General features: G+C 73.5%; 15 protein-coding genes. 7 read left to right on the plus strand and 8 right to left on the minus strand.

Going from position 1 to position 17333, the window contains the following annotated elements:
* Positions 1-55 precede the first annotated feature (55 nt).
* The 3 genes from ABD954_RS06420 to ABD954_RS06430 all read left to right on the plus strand — a co-directional run bounded on the left by ABD954_RS06420 (position 56) and on the right by ABD954_RS06430 (position 2151).
* Positions 56-1273 carry a sensor histidine kinase gene (locus ABD954_RS06420; RefSeq protein ID WP_345484807.1) on the plus strand — a complete coding sequence of 406 codons (1218 nt, stop codon included), beginning with the start codon at positions 56-58 and terminating at the stop codon, positions 1271-1273.
* Positions 1270-1896 carry a response regulator gene (locus ABD954_RS06425; RefSeq protein WP_345484808.1) on the plus strand — a complete coding sequence of 209 codons (627 nt, stop codon included), beginning with the start codon at positions 1270-1272 and terminating at the stop codon, positions 1894-1896. The genes ABD954_RS06420 and ABD954_RS06425 overlap by 4 nt, the downstream gene beginning before the upstream one ends.
* Before the next feature lie 81 nt (positions 1897-1977).
* Positions 1978-2151 (plus strand): hypothetical protein, encoded by a 174-nt coding sequence (locus ABD954_RS06430; RefSeq protein WP_345484809.1) that lies wholly within the window; start codon positions 1978-1980, stop codon positions 2149-2151.
* A gap of 6 nt (positions 2152-2157) precedes the next feature.
* On the opposite strand, the gene ABD954_RS06435 is transcribed toward ABD954_RS06430, so the two are convergent.
* Entirely contained in the window at positions 2158-2520 is a 363-nt protein-coding gene (locus tag ABD954_RS06435) for a DUF5955 family protein (RefSeq protein ID WP_345484810.1), read from the minus strand.
* A 158-nt stretch (positions 2521-2678) separates the two neighbouring features.
* Between ABD954_RS06435 and ABD954_RS06440 the strand changes: the two genes are divergently transcribed.
* From ABD954_RS06440 to ABD954_RS06450, 3 genes are all read left to right on the plus strand, one after another.
* Entirely contained in the window at positions 2679-3356 is a 678-nt protein-coding gene (locus ABD954_RS06440; RefSeq protein WP_345484811.1) for a nucleotidyltransferase family protein, read from the plus strand.
* Positions 3357-3583: 227 nt separating this feature from the next.
* Positions 3584-5206, plus strand: a complete 1623-nt coding sequence (gene aceB, locus ABD954_RS06445; RefSeq protein ID WP_345484812.1) for a malate synthase A — start codon at positions 3584-3586, stop codon at positions 5204-5206.
* 261 nt (positions 5207-5467) lie between these two features.
* Positions 5468-6616 carry a GDSL-type esterase/lipase family protein gene (locus tag ABD954_RS06450; protein ID WP_345484813.1) on the plus strand — a complete coding sequence of 383 codons (1149 nt, stop codon included), beginning with the start codon at positions 5468-5470 and terminating at the stop codon, positions 6614-6616.
* 218 nt (positions 6617-6834) lie between these two features.
* Here ABD954_RS06450 and ABD954_RS06455 read toward each other — a convergent pair whose 3' ends face one another.
* A complete protein-coding gene (locus ABD954_RS06455; RefSeq protein ID WP_345484814.1) occupies positions 6835-8877 on the minus strand; it encodes a hypothetical protein in 2043 nt (680 codons plus the stop codon).
* A 34-nt stretch (positions 8878-8911) separates the two neighbouring features.
* Complete coding sequence (locus tag ABD954_RS06460) at positions 8912-9880, minus strand: fibronectin type III domain-containing protein (protein ID WP_345484815.1); 969 nt, start codon at positions 9878-9880, stop codon at positions 8912-8914.
* Positions 9881-10045: 165 nt separating this feature from the next.
* On the opposite strand from ABD954_RS06460, the gene ABD954_RS06465 reads away from it, so the two are divergent.
* Positions 10046-10609, plus strand: a complete 564-nt coding sequence (locus tag ABD954_RS06465) for a hypothetical protein (RefSeq protein ID WP_345484816.1) — start codon at positions 10046-10048, stop codon at positions 10607-10609.
* 144 nt (positions 10610-10753) lie between these two features.
* On the opposite strand, the gene ABD954_RS06470 is transcribed toward ABD954_RS06465, so the two are convergent.
* The 5 genes from ABD954_RS06470 to pucL all read right to left on the minus strand — a co-directional run bounded on the left by ABD954_RS06470 (position 10754) and on the right by pucL (position 17329).
* Positions 10754-11671, minus strand: coding sequence for an aspartate/glutamate racemase family protein (locus ABD954_RS06470; protein WP_345484817.1), 918 nt, complete (start codon positions 11669-11671; stop codon positions 10754-10756).
* Positions 11672-11742: 71 nt separating this feature from the next.
* Positions 11743-13191: a nucleobase:cation symporter-2 family protein gene (locus tag ABD954_RS06475; RefSeq protein ID WP_382745966.1), complete on the minus strand. Its 1449-nt coding sequence runs from the start codon at positions 13189-13191 to the stop codon at positions 11743-11745.
* A gap of 295 nt (positions 13192-13486) precedes the next feature.
* Positions 13487-14878, minus strand: a complete 1392-nt coding sequence (locus ABD954_RS06480; RefSeq protein WP_345484818.1) for an 8-oxoguanine deaminase — start codon at positions 14876-14878, stop codon at positions 13487-13489.
* 48 nt (positions 14879-14926) lie between these two features.
* Positions 14927-16333: a nucleobase:cation symporter-2 family protein gene (locus ABD954_RS06485; protein ID WP_345484819.1), complete on the minus strand. Its 1407-nt coding sequence runs from the start codon at positions 16331-16333 to the stop codon at positions 14927-14929.
* 72 nt (positions 16334-16405) lie between these two features.
* Complete coding sequence (gene pucL / locus ABD954_RS06490) at positions 16406-17329, minus strand: factor-independent urate hydroxylase (protein ID WP_345484820.1); 924 nt, start codon at positions 17327-17329, stop codon at positions 16406-16408.
* Between the last annotated feature and the right edge of the window lie 4 nt (positions 17330-17333).

The following is a 17333-nucleotide window of genomic DNA, read 5'->3' on the forward strand; positions in this document are numbered from 1 at the left end:
GGTTGAGTCCGGATTGTCCGAACCGGCCCGCGCCCGCGCATACGCTGGACGGACCATGGATCCCCGATCGCTCACCCCCGCCCTGCGCGTCCTGCGCGCGTGCCTCCATCTGCTGATGGCGGGCCTGCTCGCGCTGTCGGCGCTGCGCGCCCACTCCGCCGGGGGGACCCTGGCGGCGGTGGTGACCGGCGCGGTCTACGCGGCCGGTTCGCTGCTTCCCCCGGTGCGGGACGCGGTCCGGGGGTCGCGACAGGCGGCGGCGGTGTGGCTGGCCGGGCTGTGCGCGGCCTGGCTGCTGCTGCTCTGGGCCACGCCCGAGGGGCTGTGGGTGGCCTTCCCGCTCTACTTCCTCCAGCTGCACCTGCTGCCGGTGCGCTGGTCGCTGCCGGCCGTGGCGCTGACGGCGGGCGCGGCGATCCTGTCGTACGTGGGGCACGGCGCCCCGCTCAACCCGGGCGTGTTCATCGGTCCGCTGCTCGGCGCGGCGGTCGCCGTCGCCACGGTCCTCGGCTACCAGGCGCTGTACCGGGAGAGCGAGCGGCGCCGCCGGATGGTGGAGGAGCTGATCGCCACCCGGGCCGAGCTGGCGGCGGCCGAGCGGCACGCGGGGACGCTCGCCGAGCGCGAGCGGCTGGCCCGGGAGATCCACGACACCCTGGCGCAGGGCCTGTCCTCGATCCAGCTGCTGCTGCGGGCCGCCGAGCGGGCCCTGCCCGAGGGGTCGGCGGCCGCCCGGCACATCGAGGAGGCGCGGCGGGCCGCGCAGGACAACCTGGCGGAGGCGCGGCGCTTCGTGCGGGCGCTCACGCCGCCCGGCCTGGAGCACGGTTCGCTGGCCGGGGCGCTCGAGCGGCTGTGCGGGACGGCGGGGCCGGACGGTCCTCGGGTGCGGTGCTCGGTGAGCGGGACGCCGGTCGCCCTGCCCACCCCGTACGAGGTGGCGCTGCTGCGGATCGCCCAGTCGGCGCTCGCCAACACCGTCCGGCACGCCTCGGCCTCGCGGGCCGAGATCACCCTGTCGTTCATGGGCGGGTGGGTGACGCTGGACGTGGTGGACGACGGCAGGGGCTTTGAGCCGGCCGCCGTGCGCGCCGGGCGGGCGTCCTCGGAGGGCGGCTTCGGACTGACGGCGATGCGCTCGCGGGCCGAGTCGCTCGGCGGCTCCTTCACCGTCGAGTCCGCGCCGGGCCAGGGCACCGCCGTGGCCGTCTCCCTGCCCCTTCCGCTCCCCTCGCCCTCCGCCCCCTCGCTGCCCACCGGAGCCGACACATGACGATCCGACTGCTGCTCGCCGACGATCACCCGGTGGTACGGGCCGGACTGCGGGCCGTCCTCGACACCGAGCCGGACTTCGCGGTGGTCGGGGAGGCGGCGACGGCCGAGCGGGCGGTCGAGCTGGCCGCTGCCGGGGGCGTGGACGTGGTCCTGATGGACCTGCAGTTCGGCGCCGGGATGCACGGCTCGGAGGCGACGGCCGCCATCACCGCCGTACGGGGCGGGCCGCGGGTGCTGGTCCTGACGACGTACGACTCGGACGCGGACATCCTGGCGGCGGTGGAGGCGGGCGCCTCGGGCTACCTGCTGAAGGACGCCCCGCCGGAGGAGCTGGCCGCGGCGGTGCGGACGGCGGCGGCCGGCCAGTCGGCGCTCGCCCCGGCGGTGGCGCACCGGCTGATGGACCGGATGCGGATGCCCTCGGAGGCCCTGACCAAGCGCGAGCTGGAGGTGCTCCAGCTGGTCGGCGAGGGGTTGTCGAACCAGCAGATCAGCAAGGCGCTGTTCCTGAGCCAGGCGACGGTGAAGTCCCACCTCGTGCACATCTTCGCCAAGCTGGGCGTCGACTCCCGCACGGCGGCGGTGGCGGCGGCGACGGCCCGCCGGCTGATCAGGCGCTGAGCCGGGACCTCGCCGCCCGGGGGCGGCGCCCCTACGATGGGGGCCGGATCACCGCACGGTGACCGTCAGGGGGGCTGGATCGTGATCGACCACGTGGTCGGCATCGCGCTGATCGTCTTCGTCGCACCGCTCGTGGGACTCCTCGGCAGTGCCATAGGGCACGCCACGAACGAGAAGGCGGGCACGGTCGTCTCCGTCGGCGGCGTGCTGGCGGTGCTGGGCGTGGCGGCCTGGTTCCTCGTGCGCAGCTTCTGATCGCGCTCACGCTCCCGTTCGCGGCCCCGGGACCGGCGGCGGGCCGGGCGCCGGGCCGCCGGTCGCGGGCGGGCCGAACAGTTCGACGGCGCAGCGGACGGCCGAGAGGCCCTCGGCGAGGGCGCTGACGGAGCCGACGGCGCCCGCGATCAGCAGGAGCGAGCGGCGCAGCCGCCACACCTCGGGGGCGCCGCTCGTCGCCATCGCGTCCAGCGCGGCGAGCTCGTCCTCGGCGATGCCCCGGTCGGCGAACTCCCTCCGGTGCCCGGCCAGTTCCCGCCGGAGCCGGGACACGGCGGCGCGCAGCTCGGCCACTCTCGGGTCCACGCCGTCAGTGGTCACTCGCCTCTGCCCCACGCCTCGCAACATGGTTCTCCCCCCACGCACGACTCTGTGCCGACCGCCGAGCGGTGGTCAGGCGCTCGCGGTCGCGGGTCAGTTAACTCCCTCGCGCGCCCGGCGCGCCAGCGGGCGGACACAGTTTCAGGCATCCGAGTGGTGCGCCCCCGATGCGGTATGCAGTCCCCATGAACCGTGAGACCTCTGGGACGGAAGAAGCCACCGCCCGCACCGAACCAGCACCCGCACCCACCCGTCCCGTCGCCGCCGCCGAGCCGCTCGTGGCCGGGCTGTTGCTCGCGGCGGGGGGCGGCCGGCGGCTCGGAGGACGGCCGAAGGCGCTGCTGTCCCACCGTGGCCGGCCGCTGGTGGAGCACGCGGTGCGGGTGTTGCGGGAGGGGGGTTGCGAGGTGGTGCACGTGGTGCTCGGGGCGGCGGCCGACCGCGTCCGGGCGGAGGCGAGGCTGCCGGGGTGCGTCCTGGTGGAGAACCCGGAGTGGGCCGAGGGCATGGGCTCGTCGCTGCGGGTGGGGCTCGCGTCGCTGGAGGCGGAGGCGCTGCCGGTGGAGGCGGCCCTGGTGTCGCTGGTGGACCAGCCGGGGATCGGGGCGGCGGCGGTGGCGCGGGTCCGGGAGGCGTACCGCGGGCGCGGGAGCCTGGCGGCGGCCTCGTACGAGGGGCGGCGCGGCCATCCGGTGCTCTTCGGGGTGGACCGCTGGGCGGGCATCGCGGCGGGCGCGGTCGGCGACCAGGGGGCGCGGGACTATCTGAAGGAGCACCGGGACGCGATCACGCTCGTGGACTGTTCGGATGTGGCCGAGCCCTACGACATCGACACCGAGGCGGACCTGGTGCACCTTGAGTGAGGGGGGTGGCACCGAGCGCCATCTTGTGTCGACCCAAAGAATCTCGACATCAACAAACCATTGAACTTCCACTATGAGGAAACTAGTATCCACTGTTCAGAAGCGCCTGATCCTCCGTGACGGCGCTCCCGGCCGTATCCCGGCGCCTGTGGCACTGCGTGCCGCACGACGACGCCCGGCGGCCGGATGGCACCGCCCGTGAAGTCCGCTGAAGGAAGTGACAGTTCATGTCCGCACCAGCGCCGTCCTCCCTGGTCGTCGTCGAAGCCGAGCCCCTGCCGCGCCAGGAGGAGGTGCTCACCGACGCGGCCCTCGCCTTCGTGGCGGAACTGCACCGGCGGTTCACCCCGCGCCGGGACGAGCTGCTCGCCCGCCGGGCCGAGCGCCGCGCCGAGATCGCCCGTACGTCCACCCTGGACTTCCTGCCGGAGACCGCGGCGATCCGCGCCGACGACTCCTGGAAGGTCGCTCCCGCCCCGGCGGCCCTCGACGACCGGCGCGTGGAGATCACCGGCCCGACCGACCGCAAGATGACGATCAACGCGCTGAACTCGGGCGCCCGGGTCTGGCTCGCGGACTTCGAGGACGCGTCCGCGCCGACCTGGGAGAACGTGATCCTGGGCCAGGTCAACCTGATCGACGCCTACACCCGGAACATCGACTTCACCGACCCGAGGTCGGGCAAGTCGTACGCCCTGAAGCCGGCCGAGGAGCTCGCCACGGTCGTCATGCGCCCGCGCGGCTGGCACCTGGAGGAGCGTCACCTCACCGTCGACGGCCGCCCGGTGCCCGGCGCCCTGGTCGACTTCGGCCTGTACTTCTTCCACAACGCCCAGCGCCTGATCGACCTCGGCAAGGGCCCGTACTTCTACCTGCCGAAGACGGAGTCGCACCTGGAGGCCCGCCTCTGGAACGACATCTTCGTCTTCGCCCAGGACTACGTCGGCATCCCGCAGGGCACCGTCCGCGCCACGGTCCTCATCGAGACCATCACGGCCGCGTACGAGATGGAGGAGATCCTCTACGAGCTCCGCGACCACGCCGCCGGCCTGAACGCGGGCCGCTGGGACTACCTGTTCTCCATCGTCAAGAACTTCCGTGACGGCGGGCAGAAGTTCGTCCTTCCGGACCGCAACGCGGTCACGATGACGGCCCCGTTCATGCGCGCGTACACCGAACTCCTCGTCCGCACCTGCCACAAGCGCGGCGCGCACGCGATCGGCGGCATGGCGGCCTTCATCCCGTCCCGCAAGGACCCCGAGGTCAACAAGGTCGCCTTCGAGAAGGTCAAGGCCGACAAGGACCGCGAGGCTGGCGACGGCTTCGACGGCTCCTGGGTCGCCCACCCCGACCTGGTCCCGATCGCCATGGCCTCCTTCGACGCCGTCCTCGGCGACAAGCCGAACCAGAAGGACCGGCTGCGCGAGGACGTGTCGGTGGCCGCCGGCGACCTCATCGCCATCGACTCGCTGGACGCGAAGCCGACGTACGAGGGCCTGCGCAACGCGGTCCAGGTCGGCATCCGCTACATCGAGGCATGGCTGCGCGGCCTCGGCGCCGTCGCCATCTTCAACCTGATGGAGGACGCGGCCACCGCCGAGATCTCGCGCTCGCAGATCTGGCAGTGGATCAACGCCGAGGTCGTGTTCGAGAACGGGCGGAAGGCCACCCCCGAGCTCGCCCGCGAGGTCGCCGCCGAGGAGCTGGCCGCGATCCGCGCGGAGATCGGCGAGGAGGCGTTCGCGGCCGGGAAGTGGCAGCAGGCGCACGACCTCCTGCTGCACGTCTCCCTCGACGCCGACTACGCGGACTTCCTCACCCTCCCCGCGTACGACCAGCTGGTCGGCTGACCGCACAGCAGCCGCCCGGCCTCCTCGGCAGGCCGTGAGAAGGCCCCGCCCCCGGTGTTCGCACAGCACCGGGGGCGGGGCCTTTCGCCCTTTGCACACTTTTCGATCCATGGTGTTTCACAAGTCACGTGACGCAACCGAGACGCGCAGCTACCTAGCGGTAACAAGCCACGGCATGCGAAATTCCGCCATGCCACCGGCCGGCGGCTGTCCCCCACCGCTCCGCGTACGACGCCGTACGCACACCGCAGGAGTACAGCCATGCCTTCGTCCCCTCACCGCGTGCTGCGCGGGTCGCTCGTGCTGTGCCTCGCCGCCGCGCTCTGCGCGCTGCTCCCCTCCCCCGCCGCCGCCTCGCCCGGATCCGGCCCCACCGCCGTGGTCACCATGGGCGACAGCTACATCTCCGGCGAGGCCGGCCGCTGGCAGGGCAACAGCCTCACCACCAGCGGCAGCCGCAACGGCACCGACCGCGCCTGGACGGGCAGCGGCTACGACCCCTCCCGGGTCTACGGCGCCACGGCGGCCAACGGCTGCCACCGCTCGGACACCGCCGAGGTCAAGAGCGCCGGACCGATCGCCTCCGCGCTCGTCAACCTGGCCTGTTCCGGCGCGACCACGGACCACGTCTTCCGCGCCTCGCAGGGTGGTGTGGCGTACAAGGGCGAGGCCCCGCAGGCCGACCAGCTCGCGACCGTCGCCCGTACGCACGACGTGAAGCTGATCGCGCTGTCGATCGGCGGCAACGACCTCGGCTTCGCCGACATCATCACCACCTGCGCGACCGACTACATCGTCTGGTACTCCTACTGCCACGACGACCAGCAGGCCGAGGTGGACGCGAAGATCGACGGGGTGATGGCGGACGTCGGCAAGGCCGTGGACGAGATCCGGGCCGTGATGACCGGGGCCGGCTACGCCGCGGGCGACTACCGGATCGTGCTCCAGTCGTACCCCTCCCCCATCCCCCGCTCCACCGAGAACCGCTACTCCGAGAGCGGCTGGAGCCGGACGAACACCGGCGGCTGCCCCTTCTGGGACAAGGACTCCGACTGGGCGCGCGACTCGCTCGTGCCGCAGATCGCGGGCCGCCTCAAGGCCGTGGCCACGGCCAAGGGGGCGCAGTTCATGGATCTGCGCGACATGCTCCAGGGGCGCGAGGTGTGCGCGAAGGCCAGCAAGCAGGTGAGCGCGACCGTGCCCGCCTCGGCGGCGACCAGCGAATGGGCCCGCTGGATCGACCAGAACCAGACGCAGGGACCGCTCCAGGAGAACATGCACCCCAACGCCTACGGGCAGGCGGCGCTCGGCCGCTGCCTCGCCCTGGTCAACGGGCGCACCAGCGGCAACTACAGCTGCCGCAACACGGCGGGGACGGGCGCGTCGGGGATGTACCTGACGGCGGGCTGACCCGCGCCAGGGCTGCGGGCTGTGAACTGCGGGGAGGGGCCACGCGGGGTGCGGGCTCGGGAGGGGTGAGGGGTCCGGGCGGGTGAGGGCTCGGGGGCGGGTGAGGGTTCGGGCGGCCGGGGCACGGGCGGGGTGCGGGCCCGGGCGGGGTGCGGGCCCGGGTCGGGCGCCCGGGGCATGGGCTCATCGGGGAGCTGAGCGCGGCCGGCCCCGGGGTCTCACGGCAGGCCGACGCCGAGGGGGCCGAGGATCCGGGCGGTCTCGTCCGGGTCCGCCTCCGCCATCGCGCGGACCAGTGCCGCCGAGCCGCCGGGCCAGTCCGCCGCGGCCGCGTCGAAGGCGGCACGCCGGGACTCCAGCGGGCCCCGCTTGCCGGGCAGGTGGTCGAGGACGTGCAGGGCCAGGGCGGCCCGGGGCACCGCGTCCGGGGCGACCGTCTCACCACGGGCCCGCAGCTCCTCGGCTGCCCTGGCACCGGCCACCCGGTCGCCGACGGCCCCGCGCAGTGCCGCGGTCGGGGCGGCGGACCAGTCGAGGAGCCCGAGCAGCGCACGGGTGGCGGCGGCGTCGGAGGTGCCGGCGCTGACGCTTCCCACGGCACGGAGCAGGGCGCTCCAGGCCGCCTCGATACGGTCGCCTGTTCCGCCTCCCTCTCCGTCCCCGTGTCCCTCTCCGTCTCCCTCTCCGTCTCCGTGTCCCTCTCCGTCTCCGTGTCCCTCTCCGGCGGCGGAGCCGTGTGCGCGCAGCCACTCGGCGAGGGCACGGGCCGCGACGGCCGGAGGCCAGCCCTGCGCGGCGGACACGAGGGCGGGCGCGTCCCAGGCGGTCGTCTCGGCGGCGTCGGGCACGGCGACCCCTCGGACCGAGAGGAGGTAGCGGACGACGGCGGCGCCGTGGGGGGTGAGGCCGAAGGCGTCACCGCTGCGGAAGACGAGCCCGGTCGCGGCCAGTCGGTCCACGACCGCGGCGAGCTGGTGCGCGGGCCGGTCCAGGCGGGCCCGCTCGGTGTCGTCGACGCCGGGGACGCCGAGCAGCCGGGCGAGCTCTCCGGCGGTGGGGGTGGTGTATCCGGGGGAAGCCGGAGGCGGTACGCGGACGGGGGCGTCCTCCAGGGCCGGGTCCACCGTCCAGTCCTCGAACTCGGCGGCCCGGCGGGCGACGGACTCGGCGGAGCAGCCGCGCTGGTAGAGGGTGTAGAGGAGGTGCGCGGCCTCGCCGCCGTACGTTCCGGTGTCCGGGTCCGGCTCCGGGCCCGGGCCCGCCGAGGGGCCGGTCCGGGATCCAATCCCGACTTCGGTCCCGACTTCGGTTCCGAGTCCGGTTCCGATTCCGGCCCGGAGTCCGGTCTCCGGCGCCTGGGCGAGGGCGTCGACGGCGGCGGCGAGCAGGTCGGCGTCGCGTTCGAGGTCCTGGGTGCCGGTGCCGCCCTGGGCCCCGCTCCCGGTCTCTGCCCCGGCCTCGGGCTGGGGCGGCGGCAGGGGAACGGACGCGTCGCCGTAGTAGTCGAGGTGCTCGTCGAGCAGGGCGTCGGCGAGGGCGAGGTGGGGGAAGTCGTCCGGGCCGGGCGCGAGGTGCGCGTAGTCGCCGGCCAGTCCTTCGGCGAGCCCCGCCGCGGTCCAGCGGTCGAGCAGCGCGGCGGCCACGGCGCCGATGCCCCCGGCCACCTCGTGGTCGCTGAGCACCGGCCCGCCGGGCGGCGGCCGCTCGGCGTCGCGGACGTACGCCCGGGTCAGTGCCTCGGCGAGGAGCACGTCGGCGAGGGCGGTGCGGCCCATCAGGTCCGCCCGTCGCACGCCGTCGGGCAGCGGCGGCGCCTCCAGGCGGCCCAGCCACGCCCGTACGGCCTCGGGGTCGTCGGCGTCGGTCCCGTCGGCGCGCAGGAGCTGGGCGTACCAGCGGGGCCAGGTGAGGTTGCCGGGATCGCGCATGGCGCGCTCGAAGTCGCCCTCGGCCTCCCCGATCATGCCTTCGACCCGGGCCCGGCGGTCGCCGTCGAACCGCCCGGCGAGGGCCCGCAGCACCGCCGGGTACAGGGCGAGCTCCTCGGGCGGCGCGCACACGAAGGCGGGCAGGTCCTCCAGGAGCAGCCGCTCGGCGAGCTCCGGCGTCGGTTCGGGCACTCCGGCCGTCCGGTCCGCCCCGCGCAGCGCGAGCAGCCCGAGCACGGCCTCCACGGCCCGGACGGCCGCCGGGCCCCGGAACTCGGGGCTCGTCTCCAGGAAGGCGTCGAGCCCGGTGTTGGTGAGAACGATCTCGGCCACGTTTCCCAGCGTAGTTCCGGGCGGGTCGGGACGCTCAGACCGTGACCGCGGTGCGCGGGGCGGAGAAGTCGCCCCAGGTGCCGTCGGGGAGCTTGGCGCGGAGGGTGAGGGTGTGGCGGACGCCGGGGGTGGCGGGGACGGTGAGGGTGTAGCTGACGGGGCCGGGCGGGGGCTGGGCGCCCCAGACGATGGTGGTGGCGAAGCGGCCGTTCAGGTGGAGTTCGTACTCCTTGACCGGGGCGCCGGTGCGGGGCGGGGTCCAGGTGAGGGTGAGGGCGCCCTTGGTGGCGCGGGCGGTGACGTGGGTGGGGGCGGTGTTCGGCCGGGCGCCGGAGGCCGGGGCGGTGGTGAGGTCGGCGGGGTCGCTGTCCGGGGAGGAGTTCTCGGCGGCGTCGCGGGCGCGGACGGTGAAGGAGTAGGCGGTGCCGGGGCGCAGGCCGCTCAGGCGGGCGGTGGTGGCGGTGCCCGGGACGGTGTGGATGCGGGAGTCCGCCTGGTAGACGTCGTAGGCGGTCACGCGGGTGTCGTCGCGGCCGGGGCGCCAGGTGAGGGTGGCTCCGTCGCGGCCGGCGGGGGTGACGCGCAGGGCGGTGGGGCGGGTGGGCGGCGTGCGGTCCTCGGCGGTGGCGGCGAGGGTGGTGGCGGTGACGGCCGCACTGTCGGGCGAGAGGTTGCCGGCGGCGTCGCGCGCGCGGACGGTGAAGGTGTGGGCGGTGGCGGGGGCGAGCCCGGTGACGTCGGTCATCAGGGTGCCTGCCGGGAGGTCCCTCACCTTGCGGCCCTGGCGGTAGACGGTGTAGCCGGTGACGGCCCGGTCGTCGGTGGCGGCGCTCCACATCACGTGGACGGTGGTGGCGCTGCCCGCGGTGGCGGTGACGGCGGTGGGCACGGAGGGGGCCCGGGTGTCCCTGGCGGGTTCGGCGGGGCCGGAGCAGGCGGCGAGCAGGGCCGCCAGGACCGGTGTGGTGAGCGTCAGCAGGCTTGCGGCGCGCGGGCGTTGCACGGGTTGCCTCCGTCCGGCCGGGCGGTCCGTGAAAGGTCTGGACCTGTATGACACACGGGTCGGGGGCGCGGCAAGGGTGCGGGGGGCGGAGGTGGGGAGCGGGCGTTGTCAGTGGCGTGCGCTTCACTGGTCCCATCACTCTCCGTAGTCGACTTGGGGGAAATCGTGACGGACCGTACGACCTATGTGTCCCTGGCCGGGCTGCGCGGACGCGGCTGGAGCGACGCCATGGTCAGCGAGCTGCTCGGCCAGGCCGACGTCCAGGGCCGCGACCCGCGACGCTGGTCGCCCGCCCCGGTGCGGCTCTATCTCCTCGCGCGGGTCGAGGCCGTGGAGCGCACCCCCGAGTTCACGTCCGGGCGGTCCTCCGCCGCGAGGGGCGTGGCCGCCGAGCGACGGCGCCGCGCCGTGCTGGCCGCGATCCGGGCGGAGCCGATCGAGGTCCCCCGCATGCCCGCCCCGGAGCTGGAGCGCCGCGCGGTCCGCCACCGCCACCTCCTCGGAGCACGCGGTCCGGGCGGCGTCACGGCGGGCGCGATGGCCCGCTGGCAGGTGGGCTATCTGCGCCACGCCCTCTCGCGCTACGAGTCCCTCCTCGACGACCTCTACGGCGACACCGGCCGCGCCGAGGCCGAACGCCTCCTGCGCCGCCGCCTGTACGAGGCGATCGCGACGGCCTATCCAGCACTGGCCCAGGAGTGCCGGCGCCGGATGGCGGTGGAACGGTGAGGGGGCGAGGACGGTGCGCGGGTCCGGGGGGGGCGGGTCCGGGGTCGATCCGCGCCGACGCTGCGGTCCGCTCTGGGGACACCGGTCCGGACCCGTGCCCAGGGCTGCGGGGCACCGGGTGGGCGCGGGCCGCGACCCCGGAGGTCATCCCTCGGGGGCGGCTCGCGTCAGTAGCGTGGCCACCAGGCGGCACGCGGCGGGGACGGGGGCGATGACCGGGACGGTGAAGCGGGCCTGGAGGGCGGTGGCGGCGTCACCCAGCGGGCCGCCACCGATGACGACGGCCTCGGCCCCGTCCCGTACGACACAGGCACGGACGGCCTCGGCGAGGGCGGCGAGGAGCGCCTCGGGACGGGCGGCCAGGCGGGCGGGGGCGCCGGAGGTGAAGCGCGCGCCGGTGTACGAGGCGGCGAGGCCCAGGCGTTCGACGTGGGCGGCGATCGAGCCTTCCAGATGCGGGGTGGTGGTGGCGACCCCGAAGCGCCTGCCTCCCGCAGCCGCCTCGGCGAGGGCCGCCTCGCCGATGCCGACGACGGGGACGGCGCCAGGGACGACGGCGGGGGCGCATGCCCACCCGGCGCCGTCGGACCCGGCCGTCGGCTGCGGCACGGCCAAGCCGATACGGGGCACACGGACCGCGCCGGCAACGATCGCCGGGGCGTTTGCCCACCCGGCGCCGTCGGACCCGGCCGTCGGCTGCGGCCCCGCCGGGCCGGACGGCAGCGCGGGATCATCGTGCCCGGTCGGCGAGGAGAGGGCCGCTCCGGCCGTCGGGCCCGCGGGCGGGCCGAGCGACCACGCCCTCCGTAGCTCACCCACCCCCGGGTCGCCGAACGCCCCGACGATCAGCGCCGCGCAGTCGCCCGAGGCCAGGGCCTGGTGTGCGGCGGCCAGGACGTGGGGGACGGCGGCACGGAGGCTCGTGGGGTCGGTGAGCATGGCCGGGCCGTGGGGGGCCGTGACGCCGCGGACGTGGAGGTTCCTGCCGGCGAGGGTGCTCCGGGCGATCGCCGTCATCATGCGGGTGGTCGCCGTGGAGGAGTTGGGGTTGATCAGCACCACGGCCGCGGCCCCGGGCCCCGCGGGGTGCGCGGGGGCCGGGGCGGTGTCGGGGAGGGACGGACGGCGGTGGCTCAGTGGACGTGCGCCGCCTTCGCCGTACGGGTCTCGGAGATCTCCTCGCCCGGCTCCATCGGCGCGGTCACCTCGTCGTCGTCCCGGCGCCGGCCGAGGTGGTTGAAGACGATGTTCAGGAGCACGGCGGCGACACAGCCGGTGGAGATGCCGGAGTCCAGGATGATCTTCGCCGTCTCCGGGAAGGCGTGGTAGAACTCCGGCTTGGTGATCGGGATGATGCCGACCGCCAGCGAGACGGCCACGATCAGGACGTTGTTGTCCTTCTCCAGACCGGCCTTGACCAGGGTCTGGATGCCGCTGGCGGCGACCGAGCCGAAGAGGACCACACCCGCGCCGCCGAGCACCGGCCGGGGCACGACCGAGATCAGCGAGGCGGCGACCGGCGACAGGCCCATGAGGACCAGGAAGCCACCGCCGGCGGCGACGACGAAGCGGCTGCGGATGCGGGTCATGGCGACCAGGCCGATGTTCTGCGCGAAGGCGCTGCACATGAAGCCGTTGAAGAGCGGGCTGAGGGCCGAGCCGAGGGTGTCGGCACGCAGGCCGGCGGCGATGGTCTTCTCGTCGGCGGGCCGGTCCACGATCTCGCCGAGGGCCAGCATGTCGGCGGTCGACTCGGTCATGGAGACGAGCATGACCACGCACATGGAGATGATCGCGGCGAGGGCGAACTGCGGGGCGCCGAAGTGGAACGGGGTCGGGAAGCCGACGATGTCGGCTTCCGTCACCGGGCTGAAGTCGGTGACGCCGAAGGGGATGGCGATGAGGGTGCCGATGACGAGTCCGACCAGGACGGCGACCTGCTTGAGGAAGCCGCGGGTGAAGCGGCGCAGCAGCAGGACCACGACGAGGGTGATGCCGGCGAGCGAGAGATAGGTGGTCGAACCGTAGTCGTCGGCCGCCGGGTTGGGGCCTTGGGCCCAGCCGAAGGCGACCGGCAGCAGGGACACGCCGATGAGCGTGATCACGGAGCCGGTGACGACCGGCGGGAAGAACCGCACGAGGCGGGAGAACCAGGGGGCGGCTATGAAGCCGAGGAGTCCGGCGACGATGATCGCGCCGAAGATGACGGGGAGGGCGTCGGCCTTGTCCTTCGTCGTGTCGATGATCGCGAGCATCGGGGCGACGCCGGCGAAGGTGACGCCGTTGACGAAGGGCAGCCGGGCGCCGATCTTCCAGACGCCGAGGGTCTGGAGGAAGGTGGCGAGGCCCGCGGTGAAGAGGCTGGCTCCGGTGAGGAACGTCAGTTCGGTCCCGGAGAGGCCGACGGCCGCTCCGACGATCAGGGGCGGGGCGACGACTCCCGCGTACATGGCGGCCACGTGCTGCAAGCCGCTGGTGAGCATCTTGATGGGCGGCAGCGTCTCGTCGACCGGGTGCTTCTCGCGGTCGTCGGGGGCGGAGCCTGCGTCTGGTGCATTGCGAACCTGGGGCTTGGCGGCCACGGCGGTTCCTCCGGTCGGTTACACGTCGGCGGCGACGAGGATGTCAGGGAGGTGGTGCGATGCGGTGCGGGTGCAAGGGTGCGGCTCGTTGCTCGGGTGGTGCGGTGCGCCAGGCGGAGGGGTGCGGCGCGGTGACGGTGCGACCGGTGGGGGCGGCGGTCGCTGGTTCACCGTCCCGGGGGGTGCCGTACGACTGGGCGTACGGACACCCCCCGGCCCGGCTGCCGTGCACCCCGCTCGGGTCCACGGCGACCGACCGAGGGCCGTCCCCCTCGGTCGGACTCCTGGGGGAGGATCAGCCCTGGGCCGCGATGCGGGCCAGGCGCTGGGCCTCCGTGCGCGCGTCGCGCGCGATCTGGTCCTCGTCGGCGGTCAGCAGTCGGTTGTTCTCGACGATCTGCTTGCCGTTGACGAAGGACGCGGTGACCGGGGCCGCCGCGCCGAAGACGACGGCGGTGACCGGGTCGGCGATCGACGAGTGGCCGAGGCCGTCGATCTTCCAGAGGACGAAGTCGGCGAGCTTGCCCGGCTCCAGGGAGCCGATGCTGTCGGCGCGGCCGAGGACCTGCGCACCGCCGTAGGTGCCCAGGCGCAGGGCCTGGCGGGCGTTGAGCGCGGCCTCGCGGTGGGCGCCGAGGCGGTTGATCAGCAGCGCGTTGCGCAGCTCGGTGTGCAGTTCGCCCGACTCGTTGGAGGCGGTGCCGTCGACGCCGAGGCCGACCGGCACGCCCGCCTTGAGCATGTCGGGTACGCGGGCGATGCCGGCGGCGAGGCGCGCGTTGGACGAGGGGCAGTGGGCCACGCCGGTCTTGGTGCGGGCGAAGGCCGCGATGTCGGAGTCGTTCATGTGGACGCAGTGCGCCATCCACACGTCCTCGCCGAGGAAGCCGGTGGACTCGAAGTAGTCGGTCGGGCCCATGCCGAACAGCTCATGGCAGAACTTCTCCTCCTCCACGGTCTCCGAGCCGTGGGTGTGCATCCGCACGCCGAGCCGGCGGCCGAGGGCGGCGCCCTCGCGCAGCAGCTCGGTGGAGATGGAGAAGGGCGAGCAGGGGGCGACGGCGACCTGGGTCATCGCGTCGAAGGAGGCGTCGTGGAACTTCTTCACCGTCTCCTCGGTCGCGGCGAGCGCGCCCTCGGTGGTCTCGACGGCGAAGTCCGGCGGCAGGCCGCCGTCCTTCTCGCTGCGGTCCATGGAGCCGCGGGCGAGGGTGAAGCGGACGCCCATGTCGCGGGCGGCGCCGATGATGGCGCCGGACAGGTCGCCCGAGCCCTTCGGGAAGACGTAGTGGTGGTCCATCGCGGTGGTCACACCACCGCGGGCCATCATGGCGAGGGAGCCCTGTGCGGCGACGCGCACCATCTGCTCGTCGATCCGCGCCCACGTCGGGTAGAGCGCGACCAGCCAGTTGAACAGGTTGTGGTCGGTCGCGAGACCCCGGGTGATCCACTGGTAGAAGTGGTGGTGGGTGTTGATCAGACCCGGCGTGACCAGGTGGCCGGTGGCGTCGATCCGCCGGACCACGTTCTCCAGGCCCTCGGGCGCCTTGCCGGCGCCGAGGGACTCGATGCGGTTGTCGGCGACGACCAGGTGGCCGGTGGCGTACTCGGTGTCGTTCGCGTCGACGGTCGCGATCGCCGCGTTCTCGATGACGATGCGCTGGGGGGCTGCCGAAGGTGCTGCCATGGCGGTGCTTCCTTCATTCCAGGGGAGACGGTCGGGCACGGCAGGACCCTAGGAGGATTTGAGTGCCGGGGCCGTGTGACGGCTCCGGGTGCCGAGATGATGGAAGAACAGGTTCAGCAGGACGGCGACGAGCGCGCCCGCGCTGATGCCGGAGCCGAGCACGGTCTGCGCCCAGGCGGGGAATCCGGCGTAGAACGTGGGAGCGGCGAGCGGGATGATGCCCGCTCCGAGGGCGACGGCCACCAGGATGATGTTGGAGCTGTCGTCGAGGCCCGCTTCCGAGAGGGTGCGGATGCCGCTGACGGCGATGGAGCCGAAGAGGACGATGCCCGCTCCGCCGAGGACCGGCATCGGGACGAGGGAGACGACCGCGCCGAGGACGGGGAAGGCGCCGAGGACCAGGAGGGCGCCGCCGGCGACGGCGACCACGTAGCGGCTGCGGACCCGGGTCAGCGAGACGACGCCGACGTTCTGGGCGAAGGCCGAGGTGGGGAAGCCGCCGAAGACGGGGCCGAGGAGGGTGGCGATGCCGTCGGTGCGCAGTCCGCGGGTGATGGTCCGGCCGTCGCTGCGCCGCTCGCAGATCTCGCCGAGGGCGAGCATGCCGGCGCTGGACTCGGTCATCAGGACCAGCATCACGATGCACAGGGAGAGGATCGCGGCGGGCTGGAACTCGGGCGTGCCGAAGGCGAAGGGGGCGGGCAGGGCCGCGACCGGGGCCTCGCGCAGGGCGGTGAAGTCCGCCATGCCGAAGGGGACGGCGGCGAGGGTGCCGATGAACAGGCCGAGCAGCAGGGCGATCTGCTTGACGAACCCCCTGCCGAAGCGCTGGAAGAGCAGGATGACGACGAGGGTGAAGGCGGCGAGCGCCAGGTACTTCATGGCGCCGAAGTCAGCGGCGTTCTGGTCGCCGCCCTGGGCCCAGCCGACGGGGACGGGCATCAGGGTGACGCCGATCAGGGTGATCACGACGCCGGTGACGAGCGGCGGGAAGAAGCGCAGGAGCCGGCCGAAGAAGGGGCCGACGGCGAGGCAGAAGACGCCGGCGACCATCACCGCGCCGTAGATCGCGGGCAGTTGGCGGCCGGGGGCGCTGGTCTCGGCGATGGCGAGCATGGGCGCGATGCCGGCGGAGGAGGCCGCGTTGACGAACGGCAGCCGGTTTCCGGCGAAGCGGCCGAGGCCGAGGGTCTGCAGGATGGTGGCGCAGCCGGCGATGAGCAGGCTGGCGGCGATGAGCCGGGTCATCCCGGCCGCGTCGAGGCCGACGGCCTGGCCGATGATGAGCGGAGGGGTGACGACGCCCGCGTACATGGCGGCGATGTGCTGGAGTGCCGCCGGGACGAGCCGAGAGGCGGGGAGTTTCTCGTCCACGGGGTGGCAGTCGGCCGGGGTGGACGGCGGGGTGGGACACGGGCCTTCGGCGGTTGCCGGCCCCTTTGCAGGCTGAGCCATGGGAGGTTCCCTCCGGTCTGGTGCACCGGCCCCGCCGACTGCGGGCGGGCGGGGCCGGTGACTCAGTGCCGCTTAGAGGTTGGTCATGTCGACCGGGATCTGCGCCGTGGCGCCGTCCCGGAGGACGGTGGCCTCGATGAGGCCGTACATGCGGTCGGCGGCGTAGTAGACCTCGTTGTCGTTCTTCAGACCGAAGGGCTCGAGGTCGACCAGGAAGTGGTGCTTGTTCGGCAGCGAGAAGCGGACCTCGTCGATCTCCGCGCGGTGGTTGATGATCCGCGTGGCCATCTGGTAGAGCGTCTGCTGCAGCGAGTACGAGTACGTCTCCGCGAAGGCTTCGAGCATGTGCTTGCGGGTCTGCTCGTAGGACCGCTCCCAGTTGGGCATGCGCTGGTCGTCGTCGGTCCAGTTGAACCGCCAGCGGCCCGACACCTGGGTGGCCAGGATGCGGTCGTACGCCTCCTGGAGGGTGGTGTACTTGTCCTTGATGTAGCCCCAGAACTCCGAGTTGGTGGAGTTCATGACGACCAGGTCCTTGAGGCCGGAGATGACCTCCCACTTCTGGCCGTCGTAGGTGATCTGGGTGACGCGGGTCTCCTGGCCCTTGCGGACGAAGGAGTGGTTGACCTCGTCCGAGCCTATGAACTTGGAATTGGCGTCGGAGCTGGCGATCCGCTCCCAGGCGTACTCCTCGATCCGGATCCGGGCCCGCTTGATCGGCTCCTGGCTCGTCACGAAGTGGCGGGCGAGGTGGATGCCGAACTGCTCGGCGGACTCGATGCCGTACTCCTTGGCGAACGCGAAGACGGTGTTCTTCGTCGTGTCGGTGGGGAGGCAGTTGGCGTTGGAGCCGGTGAGGTGGACGTCGTCGAGGTCACCGGAGAGGGCGACGGAGACGTTCAGGTCCTTGATGTGGTGGGTGGCGCCGTCGCGGGTGATCTTGACGACGCGGTTCTCTGCTTTGCCGTACTGGTTCTGGCCGAGAATCGTGGGCATGTCT

The organism is Streptomyces roseoviridis, assembly GCF_039535235.1.
Lineage (GTDB): Bacteria > Actinomycetota > Actinomycetes > Streptomycetales > Streptomycetaceae > Streptomyces > Streptomyces roseoviridis.

What these genes read in the sequence shown, in the direction of transcription:
- ABD954_RS06440 (WP_345484811.1), top strand. Translation starts at nt 2,679, where the DNA reads ATGAACCGTGAGACCTCTGGGACGGAAGAAGCCACCGCCCGCACCGAA.
- ABD954_RS06480 (WP_345484818.1), bottom strand. Translation starts at nt 14,878, where the DNA reads ATGGCAGCACCTTCGGCAGCCCCCCAGCGCATCGTCATCGAGAACGCG.
- ABD954_RS06485 (WP_345484819.1), bottom strand. Translation starts at nt 16,333, where the DNA reads ATGGCTCAGCCTGCAAAGGGGCCGGCAACCGCCGAAGGCCCGTGTCCC.
- ABD954_RS06425 (WP_345484808.1), top strand. Translation starts at nt 1,270, where the DNA reads ATGACGATCCGACTGCTGCTCGCCGACGATCACCCGGTGGTACGGGCC.
- pucL (WP_345484820.1), bottom strand. Translation starts at nt 17,329, where the DNA reads ATGCCCACGATTCTCGGCCAGAACCAGTACGGCAAAGCAGAGAACCGC.
- ABD954_RS06420 (WP_345484807.1), top strand. Translation starts at nt 56, where the DNA reads ATGGATCCCCGATCGCTCACCCCCGCCCTGCGCGTCCTGCGCGCGTGC.
- ABD954_RS06435 (WP_345484810.1), bottom strand. Translation starts at nt 2,520, where the DNA reads ATGTTGCGAGGCGTGGGGCAGAGGCGAGTGACCACTGACGGCGTGGAC.
- aceB (WP_345484812.1), top strand. Translation starts at nt 3,584, where the DNA reads ATGTCCGCACCAGCGCCGTCCTCCCTGGTCGTCGTCGAAGCCGAGCCC.
- ABD954_RS06450 (WP_345484813.1), top strand. Translation starts at nt 5,468, where the DNA reads ATGCCTTCGTCCCCTCACCGCGTGCTGCGCGGGTCGCTCGTGCTGTGC.